The sequence below is a fragment of the Bradyrhizobium japonicum USDA 6 genome (assembly GCF_000284375.1).
GTDB lineage: Bacteria > Pseudomonadota > Alphaproteobacteria > Rhizobiales > Xanthobacteraceae > Bradyrhizobium > Bradyrhizobium japonicum.
The window spans coordinates 3,630,617-3,651,415 of sequence record NC_017249.1 but is presented as its reverse complement, the minus strand read 5'-3'; the positions used below and the strand labels follow the sequence as shown (position 1 = coordinate 3,651,415).

The 20,799-nt window shown below is 65.0% G+C and carries 20 protein-coding genes; 11 read left to right on the top strand and 9 right to left on the bottom strand.

Annotated elements, in window-relative coordinates; genetic code table 11:
• The first annotated feature begins 1 nt into the window (after nucleotide 1).
• From biuH to BJ6T_RS17025, 3 genes are read left to right on the top strand one after another with little or no spacing between them, the layout of a single operon-like run.
• A complete protein-coding gene (biuH, locus tag BJ6T_RS17035; protein ID WP_014493685.1) occupies nucleotides 2-685 on the top strand; it encodes a biuret amidohydrolase in 684 nt (227 codons plus the stop codon).
• Complete coding sequence (locus BJ6T_RS17030) at nucleotides 682-2,214, top strand: ABC transporter ATP-binding protein (protein ID WP_014493684.1); 1,533 nt, start codon at nucleotides 682-684, stop codon at nucleotides 2,212-2,214. The genes biuH and BJ6T_RS17030 overlap by 4 nt, the downstream gene beginning before the upstream one ends.
• A gap of 13 nt (nucleotides 2,215-2,227) precedes the next feature.
• Nucleotides 2,228-2,713 carry a nucleoside deaminase gene (locus tag BJ6T_RS17025; protein WP_014493683.1) on the top strand — a complete coding sequence of 162 codons (486 nt, stop codon included), beginning with the start codon at nucleotides 2,228-2,230 and terminating at the stop codon, nucleotides 2,711-2,713.
• Between the two features lie 189 nt (nucleotides 2,714-2,902).
• Here the strand turns inward: BJ6T_RS17025 and BJ6T_RS17020 are convergent, their stop codons facing one another.
• The gene (locus tag BJ6T_RS17020; protein ID WP_014493682.1) at nucleotides 2,903-4,012 is read right to left on the bottom strand and encodes a hypothetical protein; all 1,110 of its coding nucleotides are present in this window, start codon (nucleotides 4,010-4,012) and stop codon (nucleotides 2,903-2,905) included.
• Between the two features lie 573 nt (nucleotides 4,013-4,585).
• Here BJ6T_RS17020 and BJ6T_RS17015 point away from each other — a divergent pair.
• The 4 genes from BJ6T_RS17015 (at nucleotide 4,586) to BJ6T_RS17000 (ending at nucleotide 9,290) form a co-directional block, all read left to right on the top strand.
• On the top strand, nucleotides 4,586-6,157 hold the full coding sequence (locus BJ6T_RS17015) for an ABC transporter ATP-binding protein (protein ID WP_014493681.1): 1,572 nt from the start codon (nucleotides 4,586-4,588) through the stop codon (nucleotides 6,155-6,157).
• Nucleotides 6,141-7,232, top strand: a complete 1,092-nt coding sequence (locus BJ6T_RS17010; RefSeq protein ID WP_014493680.1) for an ABC transporter permease — start codon at nucleotides 6,141-6,143, stop codon at nucleotides 7,230-7,232. The genes BJ6T_RS17015 and BJ6T_RS17010 overlap by 17 nt, the downstream gene beginning before the upstream one ends.
• Nucleotides 7,219-8,136: an ABC transporter permease gene (locus tag BJ6T_RS17005; protein ID WP_014493679.1), complete on the top strand. Its 918-nt coding sequence runs from the start codon at nucleotides 7,219-7,221 to the stop codon at nucleotides 8,134-8,136. The genes BJ6T_RS17010 and BJ6T_RS17005 overlap by 14 nt, the downstream gene beginning before the upstream one ends.
• 77 nt (nucleotides 8,137-8,213) lie before the next feature.
• Entirely contained in the window at nucleotides 8,214-9,290 is a 1,077-nt protein-coding gene (locus BJ6T_RS17000; RefSeq protein WP_014493678.1) for a BMP family ABC transporter substrate-binding protein, read from the top strand.
• A gap of 109 nt (nucleotides 9,291-9,399) precedes the next feature.
• Here the strand turns inward: BJ6T_RS17000 and BJ6T_RS16995 are convergent, their stop codons facing one another.
• Nucleotides 9,400-10,749, bottom strand: coding sequence for an 8-oxoguanine deaminase (locus tag BJ6T_RS16995; protein ID WP_014493677.1), 1,350 nt, complete (start codon nucleotides 10,747-10,749; stop codon nucleotides 9,400-9,402).
• Between the two features lie 150 nt (nucleotides 10,750-10,899).
• Here BJ6T_RS16995 and BJ6T_RS16990 point away from each other — a divergent pair, with 150 nt between their 5' ends.
• Nucleotides 10,900-11,727, top strand: coding sequence for an FAD binding domain-containing protein (locus BJ6T_RS16990; RefSeq protein ID WP_014493676.1), 828 nt, complete (start codon nucleotides 10,900-10,902; stop codon nucleotides 11,725-11,727).
• Nucleotides 11,724-14,450 carry a molybdopterin-dependent oxidoreductase gene (locus BJ6T_RS16985; RefSeq protein ID WP_014493675.1) on the top strand — a complete coding sequence of 909 codons (2,727 nt, stop codon included), beginning with the start codon at nucleotides 11,724-11,726 and terminating at the stop codon, nucleotides 14,448-14,450. Before BJ6T_RS16990 ends, BJ6T_RS16985 begins: the two co-directional genes overlap by 4 nt.
• Here BJ6T_RS16985 and uraD read toward each other — a convergent pair.
• The 5 genes from uraD to BJ6T_RS45695 all read right to left on the bottom strand — a co-directional run bounded on the left by uraD (nucleotide 14,447) and on the right by BJ6T_RS45695 (nucleotide 17,339).
• The gene (uraD, locus tag BJ6T_RS16980; RefSeq protein WP_014493674.1) at nucleotides 14,447-15,334 is read right to left on the bottom strand and encodes a 2-oxo-4-hydroxy-4-carboxy-5-ureidoimidazoline decarboxylase; all 888 of its coding nucleotides are present in this window, start codon (nucleotides 15,332-15,334) and stop codon (nucleotides 14,447-14,449) included. The two genes, BJ6T_RS16985 and uraD, sit on opposite strands and share 4 nt — an antisense overlap.
• 5 nt (nucleotides 15,335-15,339) lie before the next feature.
• A complete protein-coding gene (gene puuE, locus BJ6T_RS16975) occupies nucleotides 15,340-16,275 on the bottom strand; it encodes an allantoinase PuuE (RefSeq protein WP_014493673.1) in 936 nt (311 codons plus the stop codon).
• On the bottom strand, nucleotides 16,276-16,689 hold the full coding sequence (locus BJ6T_RS16970) for a DUF3830 family protein (protein ID WP_014493672.1): 414 nt from the start codon (nucleotides 16,687-16,689) through the stop codon (nucleotides 16,276-16,278).
• Nucleotides 16,690-16,778: 89 nt separating this feature from the next.
• Nucleotides 16,779-17,066 (bottom strand): hypothetical protein, encoded by a 288-nt coding sequence (locus BJ6T_RS16965; protein WP_014493671.1) that lies wholly within the window; start codon nucleotides 17,064-17,066, stop codon nucleotides 16,779-16,781.
• Between the two features lie 27 nt (nucleotides 17,067-17,093).
• Nucleotides 17,094-17,339, bottom strand: coding sequence for a hypothetical protein (locus tag BJ6T_RS45695; RefSeq protein WP_141379058.1), 246 nt, complete (start codon nucleotides 17,337-17,339; stop codon nucleotides 17,094-17,096).
• Between BJ6T_RS45695 and BJ6T_RS16960 the strand changes: the two genes are divergently transcribed.
• The gene (locus BJ6T_RS16960) at nucleotides 17,320-17,535 is read left to right on the top strand and encodes a hypothetical protein (RefSeq protein ID WP_014493670.1); all 216 of its coding nucleotides are present in this window, start codon (nucleotides 17,320-17,322) and stop codon (nucleotides 17,533-17,535) included. The genes BJ6T_RS45695 and BJ6T_RS16960 overlap by 20 nt on opposite strands.
• Before the next feature lie 877 nt (nucleotides 17,536-18,412).
• On the opposite strand, the gene BJ6T_RS16955 is transcribed toward BJ6T_RS16960, so the two are convergent.
• A complete protein-coding gene (locus BJ6T_RS16955; protein WP_014493669.1) occupies nucleotides 18,413-18,808 on the bottom strand; it encodes a hypothetical protein in 396 nt (131 codons plus the stop codon).
• 290 nt (nucleotides 18,809-19,098) lie between these two features.
• Between BJ6T_RS16955 and BJ6T_RS16950 the strand changes: the two genes are divergently transcribed.
• Nucleotides 19,099-19,356, top strand: a complete 258-nt coding sequence (locus BJ6T_RS16950) for a DUF2798 domain-containing protein (RefSeq protein ID WP_014493668.1) — start codon at nucleotides 19,099-19,101, stop codon at nucleotides 19,354-19,356.
• Nucleotides 19,357-19,794: 438 nt separating this feature from the next.
• On the opposite strand, the gene BJ6T_RS16940 is transcribed toward BJ6T_RS16950, so the two are convergent.
• Nucleotides 19,795-20,622 (bottom strand): hypothetical protein, encoded by an 828-nt coding sequence (locus tag BJ6T_RS16940; RefSeq protein WP_225894837.1) that lies wholly within the window; start codon nucleotides 20,620-20,622, stop codon nucleotides 19,795-19,797.
• Nucleotides 20,623-20,799: the final 177 nt, after the last annotated feature.

Here is a 20,799-nt window from a genome sequence, read left to right as displayed (position 1 = left end):
CATGCCCGAGCGCTATATCAAGTCCGAGCCCTACGCCTGGCCCTACAACGGCGATCTCCGCCCGGAGAACACCGCGCTCATCATCATCGACATGCAGACCGATTTCTGCGGCATCGGCGGCTATGTCGACAAGATGGGCTACGACCTCTCGCTGACGCGGGCGCCGATCGAGCCGATCAAGGAGCTGCTCGCGGCGATGCGCGCGCAAGGCTTTCACATCATCCATACCCGCGAGGGACATCGCCCCGATCTCTCCGACCTGCCCGCCAACAAGCGCTGGCGCTCGCGCCAGATCGGCGCCGGCATCGGCGATCCCGGTCCCTGCGGCCGCATCCTGGTGCGCGGCGAGCCCGGCTGGGACATCATCGAGGAGCTTAGCCCGCTGCCGGGCGAGCCCATCATCGACAAGCCCGGCAAGGGCTCGTTCTGCGCCACCGACCTGGAGCTGATCCTGCGCGTGCGCGGCATCGAGAACATCGTGCTGACGGGCATCACGACCGACGTCTGCGTTCACACCACGATGCGCGAGGCCAACGACCGCGGCTTCGAATGCGTCCTGCTACACGATTGCTGCGGCGCGACCGACAAGAGCAATCACGACCATGCACTGAAGATGATCAAGATGCAGGGCGGCGTGTTCGGCGCGGTCTCGACGTCGGACGCCTTCATCGGAGCGATTTCGTGATCATCGGCGACACGCCGCCGCCAGCAGGCGCCTTCGGCGTCGACGCCATCGCCATGACCATGCGCTTCGGCGACTTCCTCGCGCTCGACAATGTCGAGCTGAAGGTGCGGCCGGGCTCGTTCCACGCGCTGCTCGGCGAGAACGGCGCCGGCAAGTCGACGCTCGTCAAATGCATCATGGGCTATTACCACGCAACCGAAGGCGACATCCTGGTCGGCGGCCGCGAGCAGGCGATCGCAAATCCAAAGGACGCCCACGCGCTCGGCCTCGGCATGGTCTACCAGCATTTTACCCTGGTGCCGGCCATGACGGTCGCCGAAAACCTCGTGCTGGCCCGCGACGATGTGCCGGCCGTGGTGAACTGGCCGAAGGAGATGAAGGAGCTCGAGGCTTTTCTGGCCCGGATGCCGTTCAAGGTGCCGCTCGCAGCCAAGGTCTCCGACATCTCCGCCGGGGAGCGGCAGAAATGCGAGATCCTCAAGCAGCTCTATCTGAGGCGCCGCTTCCTGATCCTGGACGAGCCGACCTCGGTGCTGACGCCGGCAGAGGCCGACGAAGTGCTCGGCATGCTCCGCGACATGGTCGTCAAGGACGAGCTGACCATCCTGATGATCACGCACAAATTCCGCGAGGTCATGGCCTTCGCCGACGACGTCACGATCCTGCGCCGCGGCAAGCTCGCAGGTGCCGGCAAGGTTTCCGAACTCACACCGGATGCGATGGCGCGAACCATGATCGGCGCCGAAGAACTGACCGTGCAGCCGCCGCGCACCGGCGAAGCCGGCCAGGCCCGGCTGGAATTGGCAAAAGTCTGCGCGCTCGACGACTCAGGCGCCATCGCCGTGCACGACGTCTCACTCACGGTCCGCGCCGGCGAGATCGTGGGCATTGCCGGCGTCTCCGGCAATGGCCAGCGCCAGCTGGTCGAGGTGTTGGCCGGCCAACGCGAGGCGGAGGGCGGGGAAGTCCGCGTCGCCGGCGATTCCTATCACGCCAGCCGCGAGGAGATGCGCCGCCACAAGATGTCGCTCCTGCCCGAGGAGCCGCTCAGGAACGCCTGCGTCGGCGGCATGAGCGTCGCCGACAACATCGCCTTCCGCGAATTCGACCGTGCGCCCTTCGCGAGCGGCGGCTGGTGGCTCAACCGCGGCGCCTTCCGGGACGATGCGAAGAAGAAGATCGCGCAGTACAAGATCAAGACCCGCACGCCCGACACGCCGATCGCGGCGCTGTCGGGCGGCAACGTCCAGCGCGCCGTGCTGGCGCGCGAGCTTGGCGGCAACGTCGAGGTCCTGATCGCGGCCAATCCCTGCTTCGGCCTCGACTTCGCGGCGGTGGCGCAGATCCACGCCGAGATCATGGCCGCCCGCAACCGTGGCGCCGCCGTGCTGCTCGTCAGCGAGGACCTTGACGAATTGCTCGAACTCTCCGATCGGCTGGTGGTGATGTTCCACGGCGAATTCGTGTATGAAGCACGAACCAGCGAAGCCGATCTGACCGTGGTCGGCCGGCATATGGCGGGGCATTGACCAGGGACGAGCGATGAGCGGCGGATCCGAGCGCGACGAGCACTTCCTCCGCCTGTCCTTCACGGTCGCGCGCCGCTCCCTCACCCATGGCAACCATCCGTTCGGCTGCGTCGTCGTCGATGCCGATGGCAAGGTGCTGATCGAGACCGAGAACGGCTACATGCCCGACCACGACGGCACTGCGCATGCCGAGCGCCTCGCGGCCACGCAAGCCTGCCGTAGGCTCGACCGCGAGGTGCTGGCGAAGGCCACGCTCTATTCCTCCGCAGAGCCCTGCGCGATGTGTGCCGGCGCGATCTACTGGGCCGGCATCGGCCGCGTGGTCTACGGCCTCAGCGAGCATCGCCTGCGCGGCGTCACCGGCAACCATCCGGAGAACCCCACGCTGGACTTGCCGTGCCGTGAGGTGTTTGCCAGCGGCCAGCGGCCGACGGAGGTTGTGGGGCCGCTGCTCGAGGACGAGGCCGAAGCGCTGCACGACGGCGTGTGGACGCAGTAGGCGCCGCCACACACTCGGCTTCGTAGGGTGGGCAAAGCGAAGCGTGCCCACCAATAGCCAATCACTTGGAAAGATGGTGGGCACGGCGCTTTGCGCCTTTGCCCACCCTACGATTCTAGCGCTTCAAAAAGCAGAACAGCGCCGCGCATCTCTGCGCAACGCCATCCTAACCTGAAGACCCCCAGCCGATCAGAACTTCACAGTGATGCCGCCGTAAACCGTGGATTCGGTGCAGCTCTTGGTGCTCTGGCCGGTCGCTGCGACGGTGCAGACGCCGGGCATGGCGTTGTGGTCGAGGCCGAACTTGTTCTGCCAGTAGCGATAGGAAACCCAGAGGTCGACGAAGTGCGAATACTTGTCACCCAAGACCGCCTTCGAGGCATCGAAGGTCAGGCGGATCGGTTCGCTGTTCAGCTCGGCCTTGGAGGCGGTCGAGAACCGGCCTGGACCAGAGAGAGCAGGCAGGCCGTTGGAGTCACCCTTCGCACCGTACCAGCCGGCGCGGCCGCTGATCGACCAGAACTGCATGTTCGGCGGCAGGAAGCCCAGGTCCATGTAGTAGTTGATTTCGACGGCCCAGGTCGGGTTGTAGCTGACATTGCCATCGGAGTTACAGCTCACACCCGGGAGGGGGCCAGCAAAACCGCCGCCGCACTGGGTGAAGGCGTTGTGGTTGGAGAACTCCCAGTACATCAAGGGCGCAACGTTGATGTAGCCCTTGTAGGGAAGGTCGAAGGCGAACTGCAGACCGGCGACGACGTCGCGCTTGGCAGGCGCGAGGAAGGTGTTCTCGCTGTTGCCGTCCATGCCGACTTCGAACGAAATGTCCTGCAGCGGCCCCATAGTGAAGGCCTTGGTGTTGAAGAGCTGGTTCCAGCCGAAGGTCGAACGGAACAGGCCGTAGATCTCGGTGGCGCCGGCGCAGTCGGCGGCACCGAAGGAGGCAGACAGTCCGGGTGCAATACAGGGCGAGGCCGGATCGTTCTTGCCCGACTTGAACATCGAGATGGTGAAGAAGTTGGTGCCGTAGGCCCAGAGATCGAAATGGGTGAAGGAGTAGACCTGCTTGGCGGTGGTGCCGTTGATGCTGCCGTCGGGGCGGACACTCCACATGCCGGGGTCCGTGCCCTTGGGCATCCAGGAGAACGTGACGCGGTTGTCGATCACCAGGAAGAACGGGACATCCGCCGCCTTCTTGGCAGCCTTGACCGGCAGGTCCGCTGCCTGAGCCAGCCCACTGATAGCGAGTGCAGCAATCGACAGCGCCGCGGCTGCGATTGCCTTGAAACGAAACGACATCCTGAATACCCCCAAGTTTGGACACGTAAAAATGAACGCCCCTTGGGTGCGACACTTGCGCCGATCTCCCGGAGTGAGAAGCCTCAACTTCTTTCAAGGCATGCCGCTTGTTTCGGCAGGAGGCGGCCTTTCAACCGGGGAATTCGAGGATTTTTTCCGTTTCGCTGTTGCGTGCGTGCGGTGACGCGATGCCGAATATCCCCGTTTGATTTCATTTGTCTTTTGTGGCGGCGCAAGAATGCAGACACAATCGACGACCGCGACCGTTGGCCTGGTCGGGAATTGCATACGCGCGCCGGCGCCACTTTGCTCAACTTCAGGTCAGGCCTGCACAGCGGGTTCCGATTTGGTTTGAGCCGTCACAAATTTGCAACAGCGTCTCTCGCAGGAGGCCGCCGCAATGGCTCTCCCGAATGTCGGTTGGAGACGATCATCGACTGACAAGGGTCGCGACTCGCGACACAGACCGCCTGCCGAAGCGTTGAGCAAGGGATGACGCTTTTTCACATCTTACGCGACGGTTCAAACTAGCCCACAATTGAGGCACTTCACCCCGTGCCAGCGCATCAGCGAATGTTAGACCAGACGTCCAACGACCTGCATTCCGGCGAGCCCCCTCTGCTTCAGACGATCGGGCTCACCAAGCGCTATGGTGATTTCCTCGCCAACGACTCCATCAGCATCGAGATCCAGCCGAAACAGATCCATGCCCTTCTCGGCGAGAACGGCGCCGGCAAGTCGACGCTGGTCAAGGCGATCTACGGGCTGATCCAGCCCAGCGCCGGCGAGATCCGCTGGCAGGGCCACCCCATCGTGCTGTCGGGTCCCTCAGAGGCGCGCAACCGCGGCATCGGCATGGTGTTCCAGCATTTCTCGCTCTTCGACAATCTCACCGTTGCCGAGAATGTCGCGCTCGGCCTCGACGGCAGGGAATCCTTCAACGACATGTCGGCGCGGCTGGAGCAGGTGTCGAAGACCTATGGACTGCCGCTCGATCCCAGGCGCGAGGTCTGGCAACTCTCCGTCGGCGAGCGCCAGCGCATCGAGATCGTCCGCGCGCTGATGCAGGATCCGAAATTCCTGATCCTGGACGAGCCGACCGCCGTGCTGACGCCGCAGGAGGCCGACCAGCTCTTCATCGTGCTGGAACGCCTCAAGGCCGAAGGCCGCGCCATCCTCTACATCAGCCACAAGCTCGAGGAAGTGAAGCGACTGTGCGACACCGCCACGATCCTGCGCGGCGGCAAGAAGGTCGAGACCTGCAATCCCCGACTCGAGACCGCGGCCTCGCTCGCGCGGATGATGGTCGGCGGCGAGATCAGGGAAGTGAAGGCACCAGCCGGCCTGACGACCACCGTGCCGCGGCTCGTCGTCAACGACCTTTCACTCGCGCCGAGCGAGGCGCACGGCGTGCGACTCGAGCACATCTCGTTCGAGCTGAAGGGCGGTGAGATCCTCGGGATCGCCGGGGTCGCCGGCAACGGCCAGGACGAGTTGTTCGCCGCGCTCTCCGGCGAACGGCTCTCGAAGGACCCCGGCACGGTGGTGATCGAAGGCATTGCCGCCGGCCACCTCTCGATCACCCAGCGCCGCAAGCTGGGCGCGGCCTTCGTCCCGGAGGAACGGCTCGGCCACGGCACCGCGCCGCGCATGAAGCTGTCGGAGAACGCGCTGCTGACCGGGCACGCCGCCAGCGGCATGGTCCATCACGGCTTCATCGACACCGCGGCGACACTAAAGACCGTGGACCGCGCGACCGAAACGTTCGACGTGCGCAAGGCCAAACGGGATCCGGAAGCAGCATCCCTGTCCGGCGGCAATTTGCAGAAGTTCATCGTCGGCCGCGAGATCCTGCGCAACCCCGCGGTGCTGGTGGTGAGCCAACCGACCTGGGGCGTCGATGCCGGCGCCGCCGCCGTGATCCGTCAGGCGCTGCTTGATCTCGCAACCGCAGGCGCCGCGGTGCTCGTCACCAGCCAGGATCTCGACGAGCTCGCGGAGATCGCCGACCGCATCGCCGTGATGTTCCATGGCCGGCTGTCGGCACCGCTTGCCACGAGCGAAGCCACGCGCGAAAAACTTGGCCTGTTGATGGGGGGCAGCAGCCTGGAGCCGAAGGAGGCCGCGCATGCAGTTGGTGCTTGAGAAGCGCGTCGAGCGTTCCAACACGATCGCGCTGGTCTCGCCGCTGATCGCGATCGGCCTCACGATCGCGACCATGATCATCCTGTTCGCGATCCTCGGCAAGAATCCGCTCCTCGCTCTGCATGCCTATTTCATCGCGCCTTTGACCGATGGCTATTCGCTACAGGAGATCGCGGTGAAGGCGACGCCGCTGGTGATGATCGCGATCGGGCTCTCGCTCTGCTATCTCGCCAATGCCTGGAACATCGGCGCCGAGGGCCAATTCCTGATCGGCGCGGTCGCCGGAAGCTGGATCGCGGTGAAGACGCAGGGCACCGATGCCGGGGCCTGGGTGCTGCCGGCGATGCTCGTGCTCGCCGCCGCGGCAGGCGCGCTCTATGCGCTGATCCCGGCGATCTGCAAGGTAAAGTTCGGCGCCAGCGAAATCCTGACCAGCCTGATGCTGGTCTATGTCGCCGACCTCTTCCTCGACTATCTCGTGCGCGGCCCCTGGCGCGATCCGCATGGCTTCAACTTCCCGACGACGGCGGAATTCGATCCGGTGGCGACAGTCCCGCTGCTGATCGAAGGTGGCCGGCTGCATCTCGGCTCGATCATCGCCCTGCTCGTCGTCGCAGCAGCCGCGATCCTGCTCGGACGCACCATCAAGGGCTTCGAGATCCGCGTGGTCGGCGCGGCGCCCCGCGCGGCCCGGTTCGGCGGCTTCAACGCCAACCAGCTGATCATCCTGACCTTCGCGGTGTCAGGCGCGCTCGCAGGCCTTGCCGGCATCATCGAGGTCGCGGGTCCGGTCGGGCATCTTCAGCCCGGCATCTCGCCCGGCTACGGCTTCACCGCGATCATCGTCGCCTTCCTCGGCCGGCTGAACCCGCTTGGAATATTGATTGCTGGCCTTTTTCTCGCATTGACCTTTATCGGCGGCGAGCAGGCGCAGATCGCGATGAAGATCCCGTTGGACGTCACCAAGGTCTTCCAGGGAATTCTGTTGTTCTACGTCCTCGCCTGCGATTCGCTCATTCTCTACCGCTTCAAGCTGATTTTCCCGAACCGACAGGTGGCCCGTGGAACTGGTTGAAGCCATCATCCTCGCGGTACTCGCCGCATCGACGCCGCTCCTGATCGCGGCGACCGGTGAGCTCGTGACCGAGCGCTCCGGCGTGCTCAATCTCGGCGTCGAGGGCATGATGATCGTCGGCGCGGCCTGCGGCTTTGCGGGTGCGTGGCTCACCGGCTCGATCTTCATCGGCGCACTGTTCGGCATCGTCGCGGGCGCGCTGATGTCGCTGGTGTTCGCGCTGATGGCACTCGGCCTCGCTGTCAACCAGGTTGCAACGGGTCTCGCGCTGACCATCCTCGGCGTCGGCCTGTCCGGCCTGATCGGCGCGGGCTTCGTCGGCGAGCGCATCACGCCCGCGATGCACCTCGCCATTCCCGGCCTCACGGACATGCCGCTGATTGGCCGGGTGCTGTTCGGCGAGGACGCCTTCGTCTATTTCTCCATCGCACTCGTCATCGGCGTCTGGTGGTTCCTGTATCGCACGCGGGCGGGTTTGATCCTCCGCGCCTGCGGCGACAATCATGTCTCCGCGCATGCGCTCGGCTACCCCGTGCTGCGCATTCGCACCTTCGCCGTGATGTTCGGCGGCGCCTGCGCAGGCCTCGCCGGCGCCTATTTGCCGCTCGCCTATACGCCGTTCTTCATTCCCGGCATGACCGCGGGCCGCGGCTGGATCGCGCTGGCGCTGGTCGTGTTTTCGTCCTGGCGGCCGGGCCGGCTCGTGGTCGGCGCCTATCTGTTCGGCGCGGTGACGATCCTGCAGCTGCATGCGCAAGGCTGGGGCATCGGCATTCCCTCGCAATTCATGTCGGCGCTGCCTTACCTCGCAACCGTCATCGTCCTGGTCCTGCTCTCCCGCGCGCGCACCGGCGGGTCGACCGCGCCGGCCGCGCTCGGCACCGTGTTCGTGCCCGACCGCTGAATTTCATTTCCGCGGCGTGCGCGATGGGGCGCGTACGTTGCGGATCGTGGCTGTCCCCTGATGTTTGGAGATTGATGATGAGGAAATCACTTCTTGCGCTGGCTGCCGGGCTCTTGCTTGCCGGAAGCGTCAGCGCAGCCTCCGCCGCCGACAAGCTGAAAGTCGGCTTCATCTATCTGGGTCCGATCGGAGACTTGGGCTGGACCTACCAGCACGACCTCGCGCGCCAGGCCCTGGTGAAGGAGCTGGGCGACAAGATCGAGACCACCTATCTCGAGAACGTGCCCGAAGGTCCCGACGCCGAGCGCTCCATCGAGCAGCTCGTCCGCGCCGGCAACAAGCTGATCTTCACGACCTCGTTCGGCTACATGGACCCGACACTGAAGGTCGCCAAGAAATATCCGAACGTGCATTTCGAGCACGCCACCGGCTACAAGCGCAACCCGAACATGTCGACCTACTCGGCCAAATGGTGGCAGGGCCGCTACATCCAGGGCCTGATCGCGGCCAAGATGTCGAAGTCCGGGGTGCTCGGCTATATCGGCTCGTTCCCGATTCCGGAGGTCGTCTCCGGCATCAACGCGACGATCCTGGCGGCGCAGACCATCAACCCGAACATCAAGGTCAAGATCATCTGGGCCAACACCTGGTTCGACCCGGGCAAGGAGGCCGACGCCGCCAAGGCGCTGATCGACCAGGGCGCCGACGTCATCATGCAGCACACGGATTCGCCGGCGGCGATGCAGATTGCCAGCGAACGCGGCAAGCTCGCCTTCGGCCAGGATTCCGAGATGATCAAGTTCGGGCCTAAGACCCAGCTCACCTCGATCCTGGACACCTGGGGCCCTTACTACATCGAGCGCGTCAAGGCCGAGCTCGCCGGCACCTGGAAGTCCGAGGACACCTGGGGCGGCCTCGACAGCCATATGTTCGCGATGGCGCCCTACACCAACATGCCCGACGACGTGAAGAAGATGGCCGAGGATGCCCAGGCCGCGATCACAGCGGGCAAGCTGCATCCGTTCAAGTGCCCGGTCGTTGGGCAGGACGGAAAGCCGGTCGAGTGCAAAGGTGGCGATCACCTCGATGACGGCCAGATCCTCGGCATGAATTTCTACGTCAAGGGCATCGACGACAAGCTTCCGGGCAAGTAGCACGCTTCTTGCATTGCCTTAATCACCTGCTCCTCCCGGAGGAGGTTCGGAGGGGGTGGCCAGAAGCACCCGGCACTTGTGGTCGCCCCCTCTTTCTTTTTTGCCCGGATTATCCCGCCTGCATCGCCCGCGCCGCGGAACCGTGGCGGCGGATGAGATCGGGAACATCCAGTCCCGGGATCGCGCCGTCGATCACGGCCCATTGTCCCGCCACCATCACCCGGTCGGCCCGATGCGCCCCGCACAGCACCAGCGCGGCCAGCGGATCGCCGTGACCGGAGAAGCGTAGCTCGTCGAGCTTGAACAGGGCGAGATCGGCGGCCTTGCCGATGGCGATCTCGCCCAGCTCCGGCCGGCCGACACAGGCCGCCGAGCCCTTGGTCGCCCAGCGCAGCGCATCCTTGTGGCTGATCTTGGCCACCCCGTAGCGCGCCCGCTGCAGCAGGAACGCCGCCCGTACCTCCTGCATCAAATTCGATCCGTCGTTCGAGGCCGAGCCGTCGACGCCGATGCCGATGCCGACACCGGCCTCCTCCATCTCGCACACCGGGCAGCAGCCCGACGCCAGAATCTGATTGCTGCATGCGCAATGGCTGATGGTGGTTTTGGCCTTGCCGAGCCGCTTCATCTCGTCGGCGTTGAAAAAGATGCCGTGAGCGAGCCAGGTCCGCGCATTGAGCCAGCCGCATTGCTCGAGATAGTCGAGCGGACGGCAGCCATACATCTGCTGGCAGAATTTGTTCTCGTCCTCGGTCTCGGCGAGATGGGTGTGCAGGCGAACGTCGAGCCTGTCGGCGAGATCGGCGGTGGCGCGCATCAGGGACGTCGTGACCGAGAACGGCGAACATGGCGCCAGCGCAATCTGCACCATCGCATCCGCGCCACGCTGGTGATGCTTTGCAACCACCCGCGCGCTGTCGGCGAGGATGGTGTCCTCGTCCTGTACGACGCTGTCAGGCGGCAGGCCGCCGTCGCGCTGCGACAGGTTCATCGAGCCGCGCGTGAACAGCACCCGGACACCGAGCCGTTTTGCGACCCCGACCTCGATATCGACGGACTCCTCGAGCCCCGCCGGGAACACATAGTGGTGATCCGTTGTGGTGGTGCAGCCCGAGAGCAGGAGTTCGGACATCGCCACGGTGACGCCGAGCTCGAGCGATTCCGGCGTCATCCTCGCCCATACCGGATAGAGCGCCTGGAGCCAGGGAAACAGCTCGCGGTCCATCGCCGCCGGCAGCGCCCGCGTCAGCGTCTGGTAGAAATGATGATGCGTGTTGATCAGGCCCGGCAGCACGACATGCCCGCTTGCGTCGAACACCGCGACATCCGCCGTCGCAGGCCTGCCGCCGGCCGGCACGAGCTCGACAATCCGGCGATCCCTCACCACGATCCCGCGCTCGGCGCCGTCGGCGAGGATGGCGAGGGGATCCCTGATCCAGATCGGCTTTGCGTCGCTCATGATCGTGGTCTCCTCACATCCGCTGATGACAAGGCCGGCAAGGCGGCCCCCGGCCCGATCACCTTCATGCTACGACTTGCTTGTTGCGACTTGGCTCCGGTCTTGCAAGACTCATCTGTACGATTCACGGGCGAAAGCTTTGGCGCAGCCATGGATTTGAATACCATCACGACGGTGGCCCATCCGCAAACGCGCGCACAACTGCCCGCCTGGGCGGAAGGTGATGCTTGGCTCGCGGGCGGCACCTGGCTGTTCTCGGAGCCCCAGGTCCACCTGAAGCGGCTGATCGATCTCACTGACCTGAAATGGCCGGCGCTGACGATCACCGACACCCATCTCGCCATCTCCGCCACCTGCACCATCACACAGCTCGACGGTTTCGCCTGCCCGCCCGACTGGCTCGCAGCCCCGCTGATCGGCCAGTGCTGCCGGGCTTTCCTTGCGTCATTCAAGATCTGGAAGACCGCAACCGTCGGCGGCAATCTCTGCATGTCGCTGCCGGCGGGACCGATGATCTCGCTCACGTCGGCGCTGGACGGCGTCTGCACCATCTGGAAGGCCGGCGGCGGCGAAGAGAAGATGCCCGTCGTCGACTTCGTCATTGGCAACCAGCGCAACCGCCTGACGCCGGGCGACCTGATCCGGCAGATCGATATCCCGATTGCCGCGCTGAAGCGCCGCACGGCCTTTCGCCAGATCTCGCTGGCCCCGGTCGGCCGCTCTGCGGCGCTTCTGATCGGCAGCCTGGATAGCGATGGCACGCTGACGCTGTCGGTGACCGCATCGACGGTGCGACCGATCCAGCTGTCCTTTCGCAAGGCTCTGGACGCGGGCGCGCTTCGCGACGCGATCGCGCAGCAGATCCCGGATGATCTGTACCACACCGACATCCACGGCAAGCCGCTCTGGCGCAAGCATATGACGCTAAGGCTCGCCGAGGAGATTCGCGTCGAACTCGCCGGGGCAACGCCGTCATGAGTTTCGAGGTCAACGGCAAGGCGTTCCCGCAAGAGCCGCGCGCCGGGCAGTGCCTGCGCACGTTCCTGCGCGAGCTCGGCCATTTCGGCGTGAAGAAGGGCTGCGATGCCGGCGATTGCGGCGCCTGCACCGTGCTGCTCGACGGCGAGCCGGTGCATAGCTGCCTGATCCCGGCGTTTCGCGCCGAGGGGCGCGCCGTCACCACGATCGAGGGCCTCGCTGGCGACCACGGCGCGCATCCGATGCAGCAGGCCTTCCTCGACGCGCAGGGCTTCCAATGCGGCTTCTGCACCGCCGGCATGATCCTGACCTGCGCTTCGCTGAATCAGGCGCAGCGCACTGATCTCGGATCGGCGCTGAAGGGCAATATCTGCCGCTGCACCGGCTATCGCTCGATCGAGGACGCACTGCTCGGCAAGACCAATGTCGAGGAGAGCGTCGAACCCGGCGCCGCCTTCGGCCGCAGCCTGCCGGCGCCCGCAGGCCCCGACGTCGTGCGCGGCAAGGCGCACTACACCTTCGACACGCAGATCGACGACCTGCTGCACATCAAGCTGCTGCGCTCGCCGCACGCCCACGCGAAAATCGTGGCAATCGACAAGTCGGACGCGCTGCGCGTGCCCGGCGTGCACGCGGTCCTGACGCATGAGGATGCGCCGTCGGTGCTGATCTCGACTGCCCGGCATGAGAAGGACTGGATGGATCCGGAGGATACTCGCATCCTCGATGACGTCGTCCGCTTCATCGGCCAGAAGGTCGCCGCCGTCGTCGCCGAGAGCGAGGCCGCCGCCGAGGAGGCGTGCCGCCGGCTGAAGGTCAGCTACGAGATCCTGCCTGCGCTGATCGACCCGGAGCAGGCGATGGCACCGGGTGCACCTGTCATTCATCCTGACCGCACCACCGCGAACCGTATCGCCGATCCCCAGCGCAACCTCGCAGCCGAGACGCATGGCGAATACGGCGACGTGGCGGCGGCATTCGCGACGTCCGCCGTCACCTATGAGGCAACCTTCCACAGCCACCGCGTGCAGCACGCCGCGCTGGAGACTCATGGCGGCCTCGCCTGGCTCGATGCTTCAGGCGTGCTCAATGTCCGCACCTCCACGCAGGTGCCGTTCCTGACCCGCCGCGCGTTGTCGGACATCTTTGGGCTCCCGATGGACAAGGTCCGCGTGTTCTGCGAGCGCGTCGGTGGCGGCTTTGGCGGCAAGCAGGAGATGTTCGTCGAGGACATTCTGGCGCTGGCTGCGCTCAAGACCGGGCGACCGGTCAAGCTGGAGCTGACCCGCGAGGAGCAGTTCATCGCGACCTCGACGCGGCATCCGATGCGGGTCCACATCAAGGCCGGCGCCGATGCCGACGGCAGGCTCACCGCGCTCCAGCTCGAAGTGCTCTCCAACACCGGCGCCTACGGCAATCATGCTGGCCCCGTGATGTTCCACTCGCTGTCCGAGTCCATCGCGGTCTATAATTGTCCGAATAAGAAGGTCGACGGCTTCGCCGTCTACACCAACACGGTGCCGTCGGGCGCGTTTCGCGGCTATGGCCTGCCCCAAACGCAGATCGCGATCGAAGCCGCGATCGACGAATTGGCACGGCAGCTCGGGATCAGCCCCTACGACATGCGCCGGCGCAACGTCGTCAAAACAGGCGATCCCATGCTGTCGCCACCGCCGTCCGAATTTCACGACGTGCTCTATGGCTCCTACGGGCTCGACCAGTGCCTCGACCTTGTCGAACGCGCCATGCAGGCTGATGGCCCGCAGCCGGACCTGTCGCCGGAGTGGCTGATCGGCGACGGCGTCGCGCTGACCATGATCGACACGGTGCCGCCGGCCGGCCATCTCGCGGATGCGATGATCGCGCTCAACGACGACGGCGGCTTCGACCTCACCGTCGGCACCGCCGAGTTCGGCAACGGCACCAGCACCGTGCACCGGCAGATCGCGGCGACGACGCTCGCAACCACCGTCGACCGCATCCGCCTGCGCCAGTCCGACACCGCCCATGGCGGCCACGACACCGGCGCCTATGGCAGTGCGGGCACCTTCGTTGCGGGCAAGGCAACGCATGCGGCCGCGATGCAGCTTGCGACCGAGCTGAAAGCGGTGGCCGCCGGCGCCTGGTTGTGCGACGCCGCGAGTTGCACGCTCGACGACGAAGCCGTCGTCAGCGGCGTGCGGCGGATGTCGTTTACCGAACTCGCGAAGCTTGCGCGCGAACGCGGACAGCCATTCGCGGCCAGCGGCAATTCCGAGGGGACGCCGCGCTCGGTCGGCTTCAACGTCCAGGGCTTTCGCGTCGCCGTGAACAAGGGCACCGGCGAGATCAAGATTCTCAGGAGCGTGCAGGCGGCGGACGCCGGCGTCGTCGCCAATCCCATGCAGTGCCGCGGCCAGGTCGAGGGCGGCGTCGCGCAGGCGATCGGGGCGGCGCTCTACGAGGAGATGGTGATCGACGCGACCGGCCGCGTCACCAATCCGAAATTCCGCGATTACCACCTGCCCTCCTTCGCAGACGTTCCGCGCACGGAGGTCTTCTTTGCCGAGACGTCCGACACGATCGGGCCGCTGGGCGCCAAGTCGATGAGCGAGAGCCCGTACAATCCGGTCACCGCCGCGCTCGGCAACGCGATCACGGATGCCACCGGCATCCGCTTCACCGCGCCGCCGTTCAAGCCGGACCAGCTGTTTCCGGCGCTGCACGCGAAGTTCGGGAATTAACTGCCGCGATAGGTCGAGTAGCTCCACGGCGTGACCAGCAGCGGCACGTGGTAGTGGCTTTCCGGCTCGCTGATCGCAAAGCGCAGCGGGATCTCATCGAGGAACGGCGGGTCTGACAGCGGCACGTTACGCTCGGCGTAATATTTGGCGACGCTGAAGCGAAGCTCGTAGCGGCCGATCGGCAGCGGACGGCCGCCGATCAGCGGCTGGTCGGTGCGGCCATCGGCATTGGTGACGGCGCGCGCGATCACGCGGCTCTCGCCGAGATTTGCAAGCTCGACGAGCTCCACCGGGATGCCGGCTGCAGGCTTTCCGGCGTGATTGTCGAGCACATGCGTCGAGAGCCGGCCGTGCACCTTCAGTGCGTCGTCGGCGACGACGAGCTGATCGAGCCGCAGCGCGGAGATACGACCGATCTCCTCGATCGCGCGCCGCGTCTCGGTCTTGGCGATATTGCGCAACCGCGTCTCGAAGTCGCGCAGCACGGAATCCCTGGTGTGACGGCGCACGCAGACGATATAGGGGAAGCCGAACCTGTCGCGATAGGCGTTGTTGACGCGCTCGAACGCCGCGTATTCGGCCTCCGACAGCCGGTCGAGGCCGGCACTGTTCTGCTCGTCGGTCGATTCCGCCGTGAGGCCCGCCGCGCGCTGGGTCTTGTTGGCAAGGTCCGGATGCGCCCGGATCAGCGCGAGCTGCACGTCGGGCTCGGCAGCCTGGATCGCCGCCATCAGCGCTGAGTGCAACTGGTTGATACCGGCGAACGGCCGCTGCCCGGCAAGTTTCTCCGCAATCCACGGTGAATATTCGACGACATTGGCAAGGACCGCGACAAAGCCGGCCTGATCAGCAGCATTGAGATCGGCGAGCGAGATTTGCGCCATCGTCCTCACCCGATCTCGAAGGCGTCAGCGGCGAGATGCGCATGCTTGTCGTGCCAGTGCTGCGCGATCTGGAGCCGCGTCGGCACCCAGACGCGATCGTGCTTGCCGATATAGTCGAGGAAGCGGATCAGTCCCGCGGCACGGCCGGGCCGGCCGGCAAGACGGCAGTGCAGCCCCACCGACATCATCTTCGGCGCGGTCTCACCCTCGGCATAGAACACGTCGAAGGCGTCCTTCAGATAGGTAAAGAACTGCTCGCCTTCGGCAAACCCCTGCGGGTTGATGAAGCGCATGTCGTTGGCGTCTAACGTATAGGGAATGATGAGCTGCTTGCCGTTCGCGCCCTTGACCCAATAGGGCAGATCGTCGGCATAGGAGTCGCAGAGATAGAGGAAGCCGCCCTCCTCCATCAGGAGGCGGTTGGTGTTGATCGAGGAGCGCCCGGTGTACCAGCCGAGCGGCCGCGAGCCCGTCGCCTCGGTGTGGACGCGAATGGACTCGGCGATCTCGGCGCGCTCCTGCGCCTCGGTCATGTCCTTGTGCTCGATCCATTTCAGGCTGTGGCTCGCGATGTCCCAGCCTGACTCCTTCATCGCCGCGACAATCTCGGGATTGCGCTTCAGCGCGGTGGCAACGCCGAACACGGTGGTCGGCCACTTCCGCGTATTGAACATCCGCCACAGCCGCCAGAAGCCGGCGCGCGAGCCATATTCGAACATCGACTCGATATTGGCGTGGCGCTGGCCCGGCCAGGGCTGAGCACCGAGGACGTCGGACAGAAACGCTTCCGAGGCGCGATCGCCGTGCAAGATGTTGTTCTCGCCGCCTTCCTCGAAGTTGACGACGAACTGCACCGCGACCCGCGCGTTGTCAGGCCATTGCGGATGCGGCGGGTTGCGGCCGTAACCGCGGAGATCGCGCGGGTAGCGAGTATCCGTCACTCAGACTTCCTCGAAGCGGATCGGCAAGGCGCCCTTCCACAGCACGCTCTTGCCGAGGGTCGCGAGATTCTCGAGGCCCGAGGTCAGCGTGATGAAATGATTGCCGGCGAGCTGGCCCATTTTGCTGGCGAAGTGCACGCCGCCATAGGCGAGCAGGATCTCGGTCTCGCTGATGCCGCCGGGATAGAGGATGATCTGACCCGGCGCGGGATAGCTGGTGTGGTTCTCGTAGCCGACGCCGAAATCGAGATCGCCGAGCGGCATCCAGACGCCCTCGCCGCTCCAGCGCACATGGATGATGTGGCTTTCGAACGGCAGCGCCTTGCGAAACGCAGCGACGGTCTTGGGCGCCAGCTGCTCCTCGAAGCGGGCATCGAAGGTGAAGTCGCCGGCGCGGATAACGAGTTTGCTCATCTCATCTCTCTGGATCGGGGGCCAAAGGCCCACGGGGAATTTTCAAGCAAAGAGCATTCCAGGGGGCTTCGCGCAAGTGGCGCGGCCCGTCATCTGCGGTCGTAGGACCAGCCGAAAATACCGCTCCGCCGCACCTCCGGCTCGGGCTCGGCGGCGGGCGCGGCCGAAGGGGGCGCCTCCTTCAGTTCCGCCTGTGGCGGAGGTGGAGGCGGCGCCGGCAGATTCTCGCATTTCATGGAGTAGACCAGCTTGCCGTCCGCGGTCCGCCCGATCGGGGCGCACGGGTCTGGATGCGCTGCCGAGGTCTTTGGCGTGAGCTTAACCTGCGCGACCGCCGGCGAGGCGATCAGGAGAAGGACCAGCAGATATTTCGACATCGTTGTCGCCTGAGAACTCAATTCACGTCATTGAACCGGATTGCCAGGGGCAAGTCCACCGGCGCTGCGGGCACGATTGCCGAATATTTGGCCGGGGCTAGAAAATTTGCTCGCCCCAACGTGATGGCCGCGCTTCGGATCGTGAAACCGGCCCGGCTGATATTCGGCAGGACGCATCGCCATGTCAGCCACGACCGCGAACACAGGAGACATTTTTCTCACAGCCTGAATCGCCGTCACGGGAGAAACAACCATGCGAAAGACCTTTGCCATTCTCGGCGTCACCCTGATTGCCGCCGCCACCGTCCAGACCGCCGCCGCGAGCGACCGCCACCACAGAAGCAAGGCACGCGCCGCCCCGATCACCCAGTCGGTCCGCGACTCCAACGCGTTCTGGCCGTCGCAGTCGACCACACCCGACTGGCAGCGCTACGCCAACGGCGCGCTGTCGGCACCGGCGGGACGGTGATGCCGGAAGCGTAGAGCGCAACTCTTTCAACGTCATCCATGGCGAGCGCACTCGTAGGATGGGTAGAGCGAAGCGAAACCCATCATCTCTCATCAAGGCGGAAGCATGATGGGTTCCGCAAGTGCTCTACCCATCCTACGGCCCCTAAGACACGCCTTTTTCATCCTCGCGGCGCATTTCGCGCGAGCTTTGCTTCGTCGTTCCGCCCTCGAAGCCAAGAGGGCGCAGGGAAGGCCGGGTGCTGACCTCGCACCCGCGGTCCGCTGCGCGAAAGGTAGCGCAAGGAAACCGCACAGCAGCATACAGGTGGTGCCAATCACTCGGCCTTCCCTGCGCAGTGGTCGGACGGCTTATGCCGTGCTCTCCCGGGAGCCGAATTCCTTCTGGCCTCCCTCGTCCTTGCGAAAGTCACCAGCACCGCGCCGGTTGACGCGACTGCCGCATTCGCAAGCACTTGACCGTAGCGACGACGGCCAGGACCACACGGTTTTGCCGTACGTACGGCCCGCCATTTCGCCGCAGTTTTTCCAGCCCTGTCGACGGAGCCGGAAACTTACAGACGAGACGAAGCCTAGCAGCGCCGCTCATCCGGCACGAAGTCTTGGGCTCACGGAGAGCAATCCGCCCTACCCTGACCTCTCGCGCCCGACGCTGCCGCGTCCACCGCAACCCGGCTCGCGAAACGTGACGACACAAGATCGCCCCTCTTGGTGAGCCGGGATGGGCGACACATACGCCGTTTCCGAATTTCGGTAACGCGGAATATTTTCACGCGCGCGGCTTGACGCCCTCTCGGGTGTTTTGCCCGTCGGGCAACGCAGAGGCGCGTAGCCCGATGACGGGCTCCGCGCAGCCGGGCTACGTCGAGAACAGGCGCCTAATAAGGCTGATAGTAGCCACGCGGACCGTAATAGGGACCGCCGCCATAATATCCCTGACCACCATAGTAAGGACCCGGGCCGTCATAATAGCGATTCTCGTAGTACTCCTGGCGCCGGCTCTCTGCGATCGCGCCTCCGATCAGACCTGCCGCCACGCCCATGAAGGCAAGTCCTGCCGCATTTGGACCCCGGCGATAGTAGCGGTGGCGGCGGGCGGCGCTGAAATCGGTCGCTACGGATCTGCTCGACGTCGCAGAGTCCGCGCTGACGGTCGGCGAATCGGCCGGCGCCGCAGACGAGGACGAGACGCAAGCTGTGGCCAGAGCCAGACTCGCAAACGCAGCCAGTACGGTGTTGCGGCCAAATCTGGAATTTACGGGCCTGTCGCTCATCTCGGCGTCCTTTGTTCTCGTTCAAAGTCAAAATATGAAACGGTCCACAACTCGCAAATCACTGAGAAGTTTCGTGATCGCGGCAATCTGCCACGCTTGGAACGATTGTAAACCGAACGACCAGATCCAGCTTGAACCACTCAACCTGAGCGGATAATGAACAGCCGCGCCGTTTTTCGGTCGCCGTAAGCGTTTCACGTGAACCAACGCATCAACCGACGCCGTCGGGATCGATGCCATTTTCGCAGGTTCAACGTGACTGACGCGTCCTTTTCTTCAAGAGAAACCAGATGATTGCGGTTCGCAAACTGCCGGCGCGCTATGCGCCGATCGTGATGCCATTCGTGCTGTCCATCCTCATGACGGCCGTGGTGTCGGTCATTTCGACGCTCCGGAGCCTCGGCGCGACGCCGGCGTTCCTCGCGACCTGGCCCGGCGCCTGGGCGCTGTCATGGCTCGTCGCCTTTCCCACGCTGCTGATGGTGCTGCCACTGGTCCGACGGATCGTGGCGTGCGTCGTCGCTTCTCCATCTCAACCAGGCCGATAGAAGGCGCGGACGGCGGCGCAAGCAGCCCGCCGTCCAGCTTCCATGATTGCTGGACACCTCGGATCGAGCTTCCACTCTGTCATCTCTAGCCGTTGCCTTGTCGCGGCGCCGTCGCCCTACATCGCGTCGCGAACCCTGTCGGAATGCTCCTATCAAGTCGCTCACCGCGGCGATTGGCTGGCAGACCTATGCACTAACCGGCTGCGCCTACTCTCTCGGCCTCGCAGGGCTCGATCATCGCGCTGATGGCGATGGGCGCCATACGATCAGCGGCATAGTCCGCGTCGCGCTGGTGCGGCTCGGCGAATTCGAAAGCGGCATGACGGCCGCCTTACTCGGCGCGATGCCGGCGGTAGTTCCCGACGGCGTCGGCACCACCGACGTGGGGCGATCGTTGTCGTGAATGCGGCCGCGACGACGGGCCCATACCGATCGCGGCTATTGCCGCGCTGATTGCAGCTGGACCGGAGGCGGCCGTCGCACCGCGGCATGCGGTGACGACGTTGCCGGCGCCGGCTTGCGCGTCTGGGCCGCAGCCGGACGTGGCGCAGGCACGGGTGCTGCGCTCGTCTTCTGCCCCGCGTTCGACCGGCCGGTCGTTTTCCCGGCGATCTCGGGCTTGTTGTTATCCGGCGTCTTGTTTTCAGACGCCTTGTCTCCAGGCATCTTGGCGACGAGCCGCGCCATTTGTTCCTGGCCTGCCTTCAACTCATCGGCAAGCCTGAGATTGTCGAGCGACATTTGCTCCTGGTTCGCTTTCAATTGCGCCTGGCTCGCCGCGAGCTGATCGATGCCTTGCTGCACGTTTGCGAGATCGCTCGCCAGCTTCTGCAGCAATTCGGTCAACTCCGGCGGGAGCGTGCTGCCGGTTGGCGCGACTGCCTCCGGTATGGATTCGGCGGCGGATGCCGGTTGCGGAGATGCCTCGGCCAATTGAGCAGTCGGGCTCGTCTCAGCTTCGCGCGGCGGCCCTGCTTCGCGCGCCGGCTCTGCTTGCAACTGCGACGACGTCGCAGCGTGCAGCGGCGCCCAACCGGCGATCATCTGCCTGACCGTATCACCGTGGGATGATTGCGAGACAAAGGCAGCGATGCCAATCCCTGCAGCCAGCCCCAGACCGACGAAGCCGCGCAGCGCCGTCCCGCCACGCCGCGGGCGACTGCGCACCGCATCGCGCTCCAGCCGGGCAAGCTGCTCGCTGGCGCGCGCGATCTCTTCATCCACGCTCTTGATTTTCTCGAAGGTATGCGTGAGCTCTTCGTCCATGCGCGCGGACGGCGCATAACGCGGCTCGATCGGTGTCGTCACGGAGTTCATTGGCGCTCCCCTTCTAGCCCAATGTCGCCCGAAGGCGTCCGTCGCATTTGCTTGCCCTGATCATCGCTGACGGGCTTTGTCCAAAGCAAGACGCCTTCAAGGAAATTCGGAGGCCGGACGACTTCA

Excerpts from the sequence above, each read along its gene's own strand:
- biuH (WP_014493685.1), top strand. The coding sequence starts at position 2 with ATGCCCGAGCGCTATATCAAGTCCGAGCCCTACGCCTGGCCCTACAAC.
- BJ6T_RS17025 (WP_014493683.1), top strand. The coding sequence starts at position 2,228 with ATGAGCGGCGGATCCGAGCGCGACGAGCACTTCCTCCGCCTGTCCTTC.
- BJ6T_RS17020 (WP_014493682.1), bottom strand. The coding sequence starts at position 4,012 with ATGTCGTTTCGTTTCAAGGCAATCGCAGCCGCGGCGCTGTCGATTGCT.
- BJ6T_RS17015 (WP_014493681.1), top strand. The coding sequence starts at position 4,586 with ATGTTAGACCAGACGTCCAACGACCTGCATTCCGGCGAGCCCCCTCTG.
- BJ6T_RS17010 (WP_014493680.1), top strand. The coding sequence starts at position 6,141 with ATGCAGTTGGTGCTTGAGAAGCGCGTCGAGCGTTCCAACACGATCGCG.
- BJ6T_RS17000 (WP_014493678.1), top strand. The coding sequence starts at position 8,214 with ATGAGGAAATCACTTCTTGCGCTGGCTGCCGGGCTCTTGCTTGCCGGA.
- BJ6T_RS16995 (WP_014493677.1), bottom strand. The coding sequence starts at position 10,749 with ATGAGCGACGCAAAGCCGATCTGGATCAGGGATCCCCTCGCCATCCTC.
- BJ6T_RS16990 (WP_014493676.1), top strand. The coding sequence starts at position 10,900 with ATGGATTTGAATACCATCACGACGGTGGCCCATCCGCAAACGCGCGCA.
- BJ6T_RS16985 (WP_014493675.1), top strand. The coding sequence starts at position 11,724 with ATGAGTTTCGAGGTCAACGGCAAGGCGTTCCCGCAAGAGCCGCGCGCC.
- uraD (WP_014493674.1), bottom strand. The coding sequence starts at position 15,334 with ATGGCGCAAATCTCGCTCGCCGATCTCAATGCTGCTGATCAGGCCGGC.
- BJ6T_RS16970 (WP_014493672.1), bottom strand. The coding sequence starts at position 16,689 with ATGAGCAAACTCGTTATCCGCGCCGGCGACTTCACCTTCGATGCCCGC.
- BJ6T_RS16965 (WP_014493671.1), bottom strand. The coding sequence starts at position 17,066 with ATGTCGAAATATCTGCTGGTCCTTCTCCTGATCGCCTCGCCGGCGGTC.
- BJ6T_RS16960 (WP_014493670.1), top strand. The coding sequence starts at position 17,320 with ATGCGAAAGACCTTTGCCATTCTCGGCGTCACCCTGATTGCCGCCGCC.
- BJ6T_RS45695 (WP_141379058.1), bottom strand. The coding sequence starts at position 17,339 with ATGGCAAAGGTCTTTCGCATGGTTGTTTCTCCCGTGACGGCGATTCAG.
- BJ6T_RS16955 (WP_014493669.1), bottom strand. The coding sequence starts at position 18,808 with ATGAGCGACAGGCCCGTAAATTCCAGATTTGGCCGCAACACCGTACTG.
- BJ6T_RS16950 (WP_014493668.1), top strand. The coding sequence starts at position 19,099 with ATGATTGCGGTTCGCAAACTGCCGGCGCGCTATGCGCCGATCGTGATG.
- BJ6T_RS16940 (WP_225894837.1), bottom strand. The coding sequence starts at position 20,622 with ATGGACGAAGAGCTCACGCATACCTTCGAGAAAATCAAGAGCGTGGAT.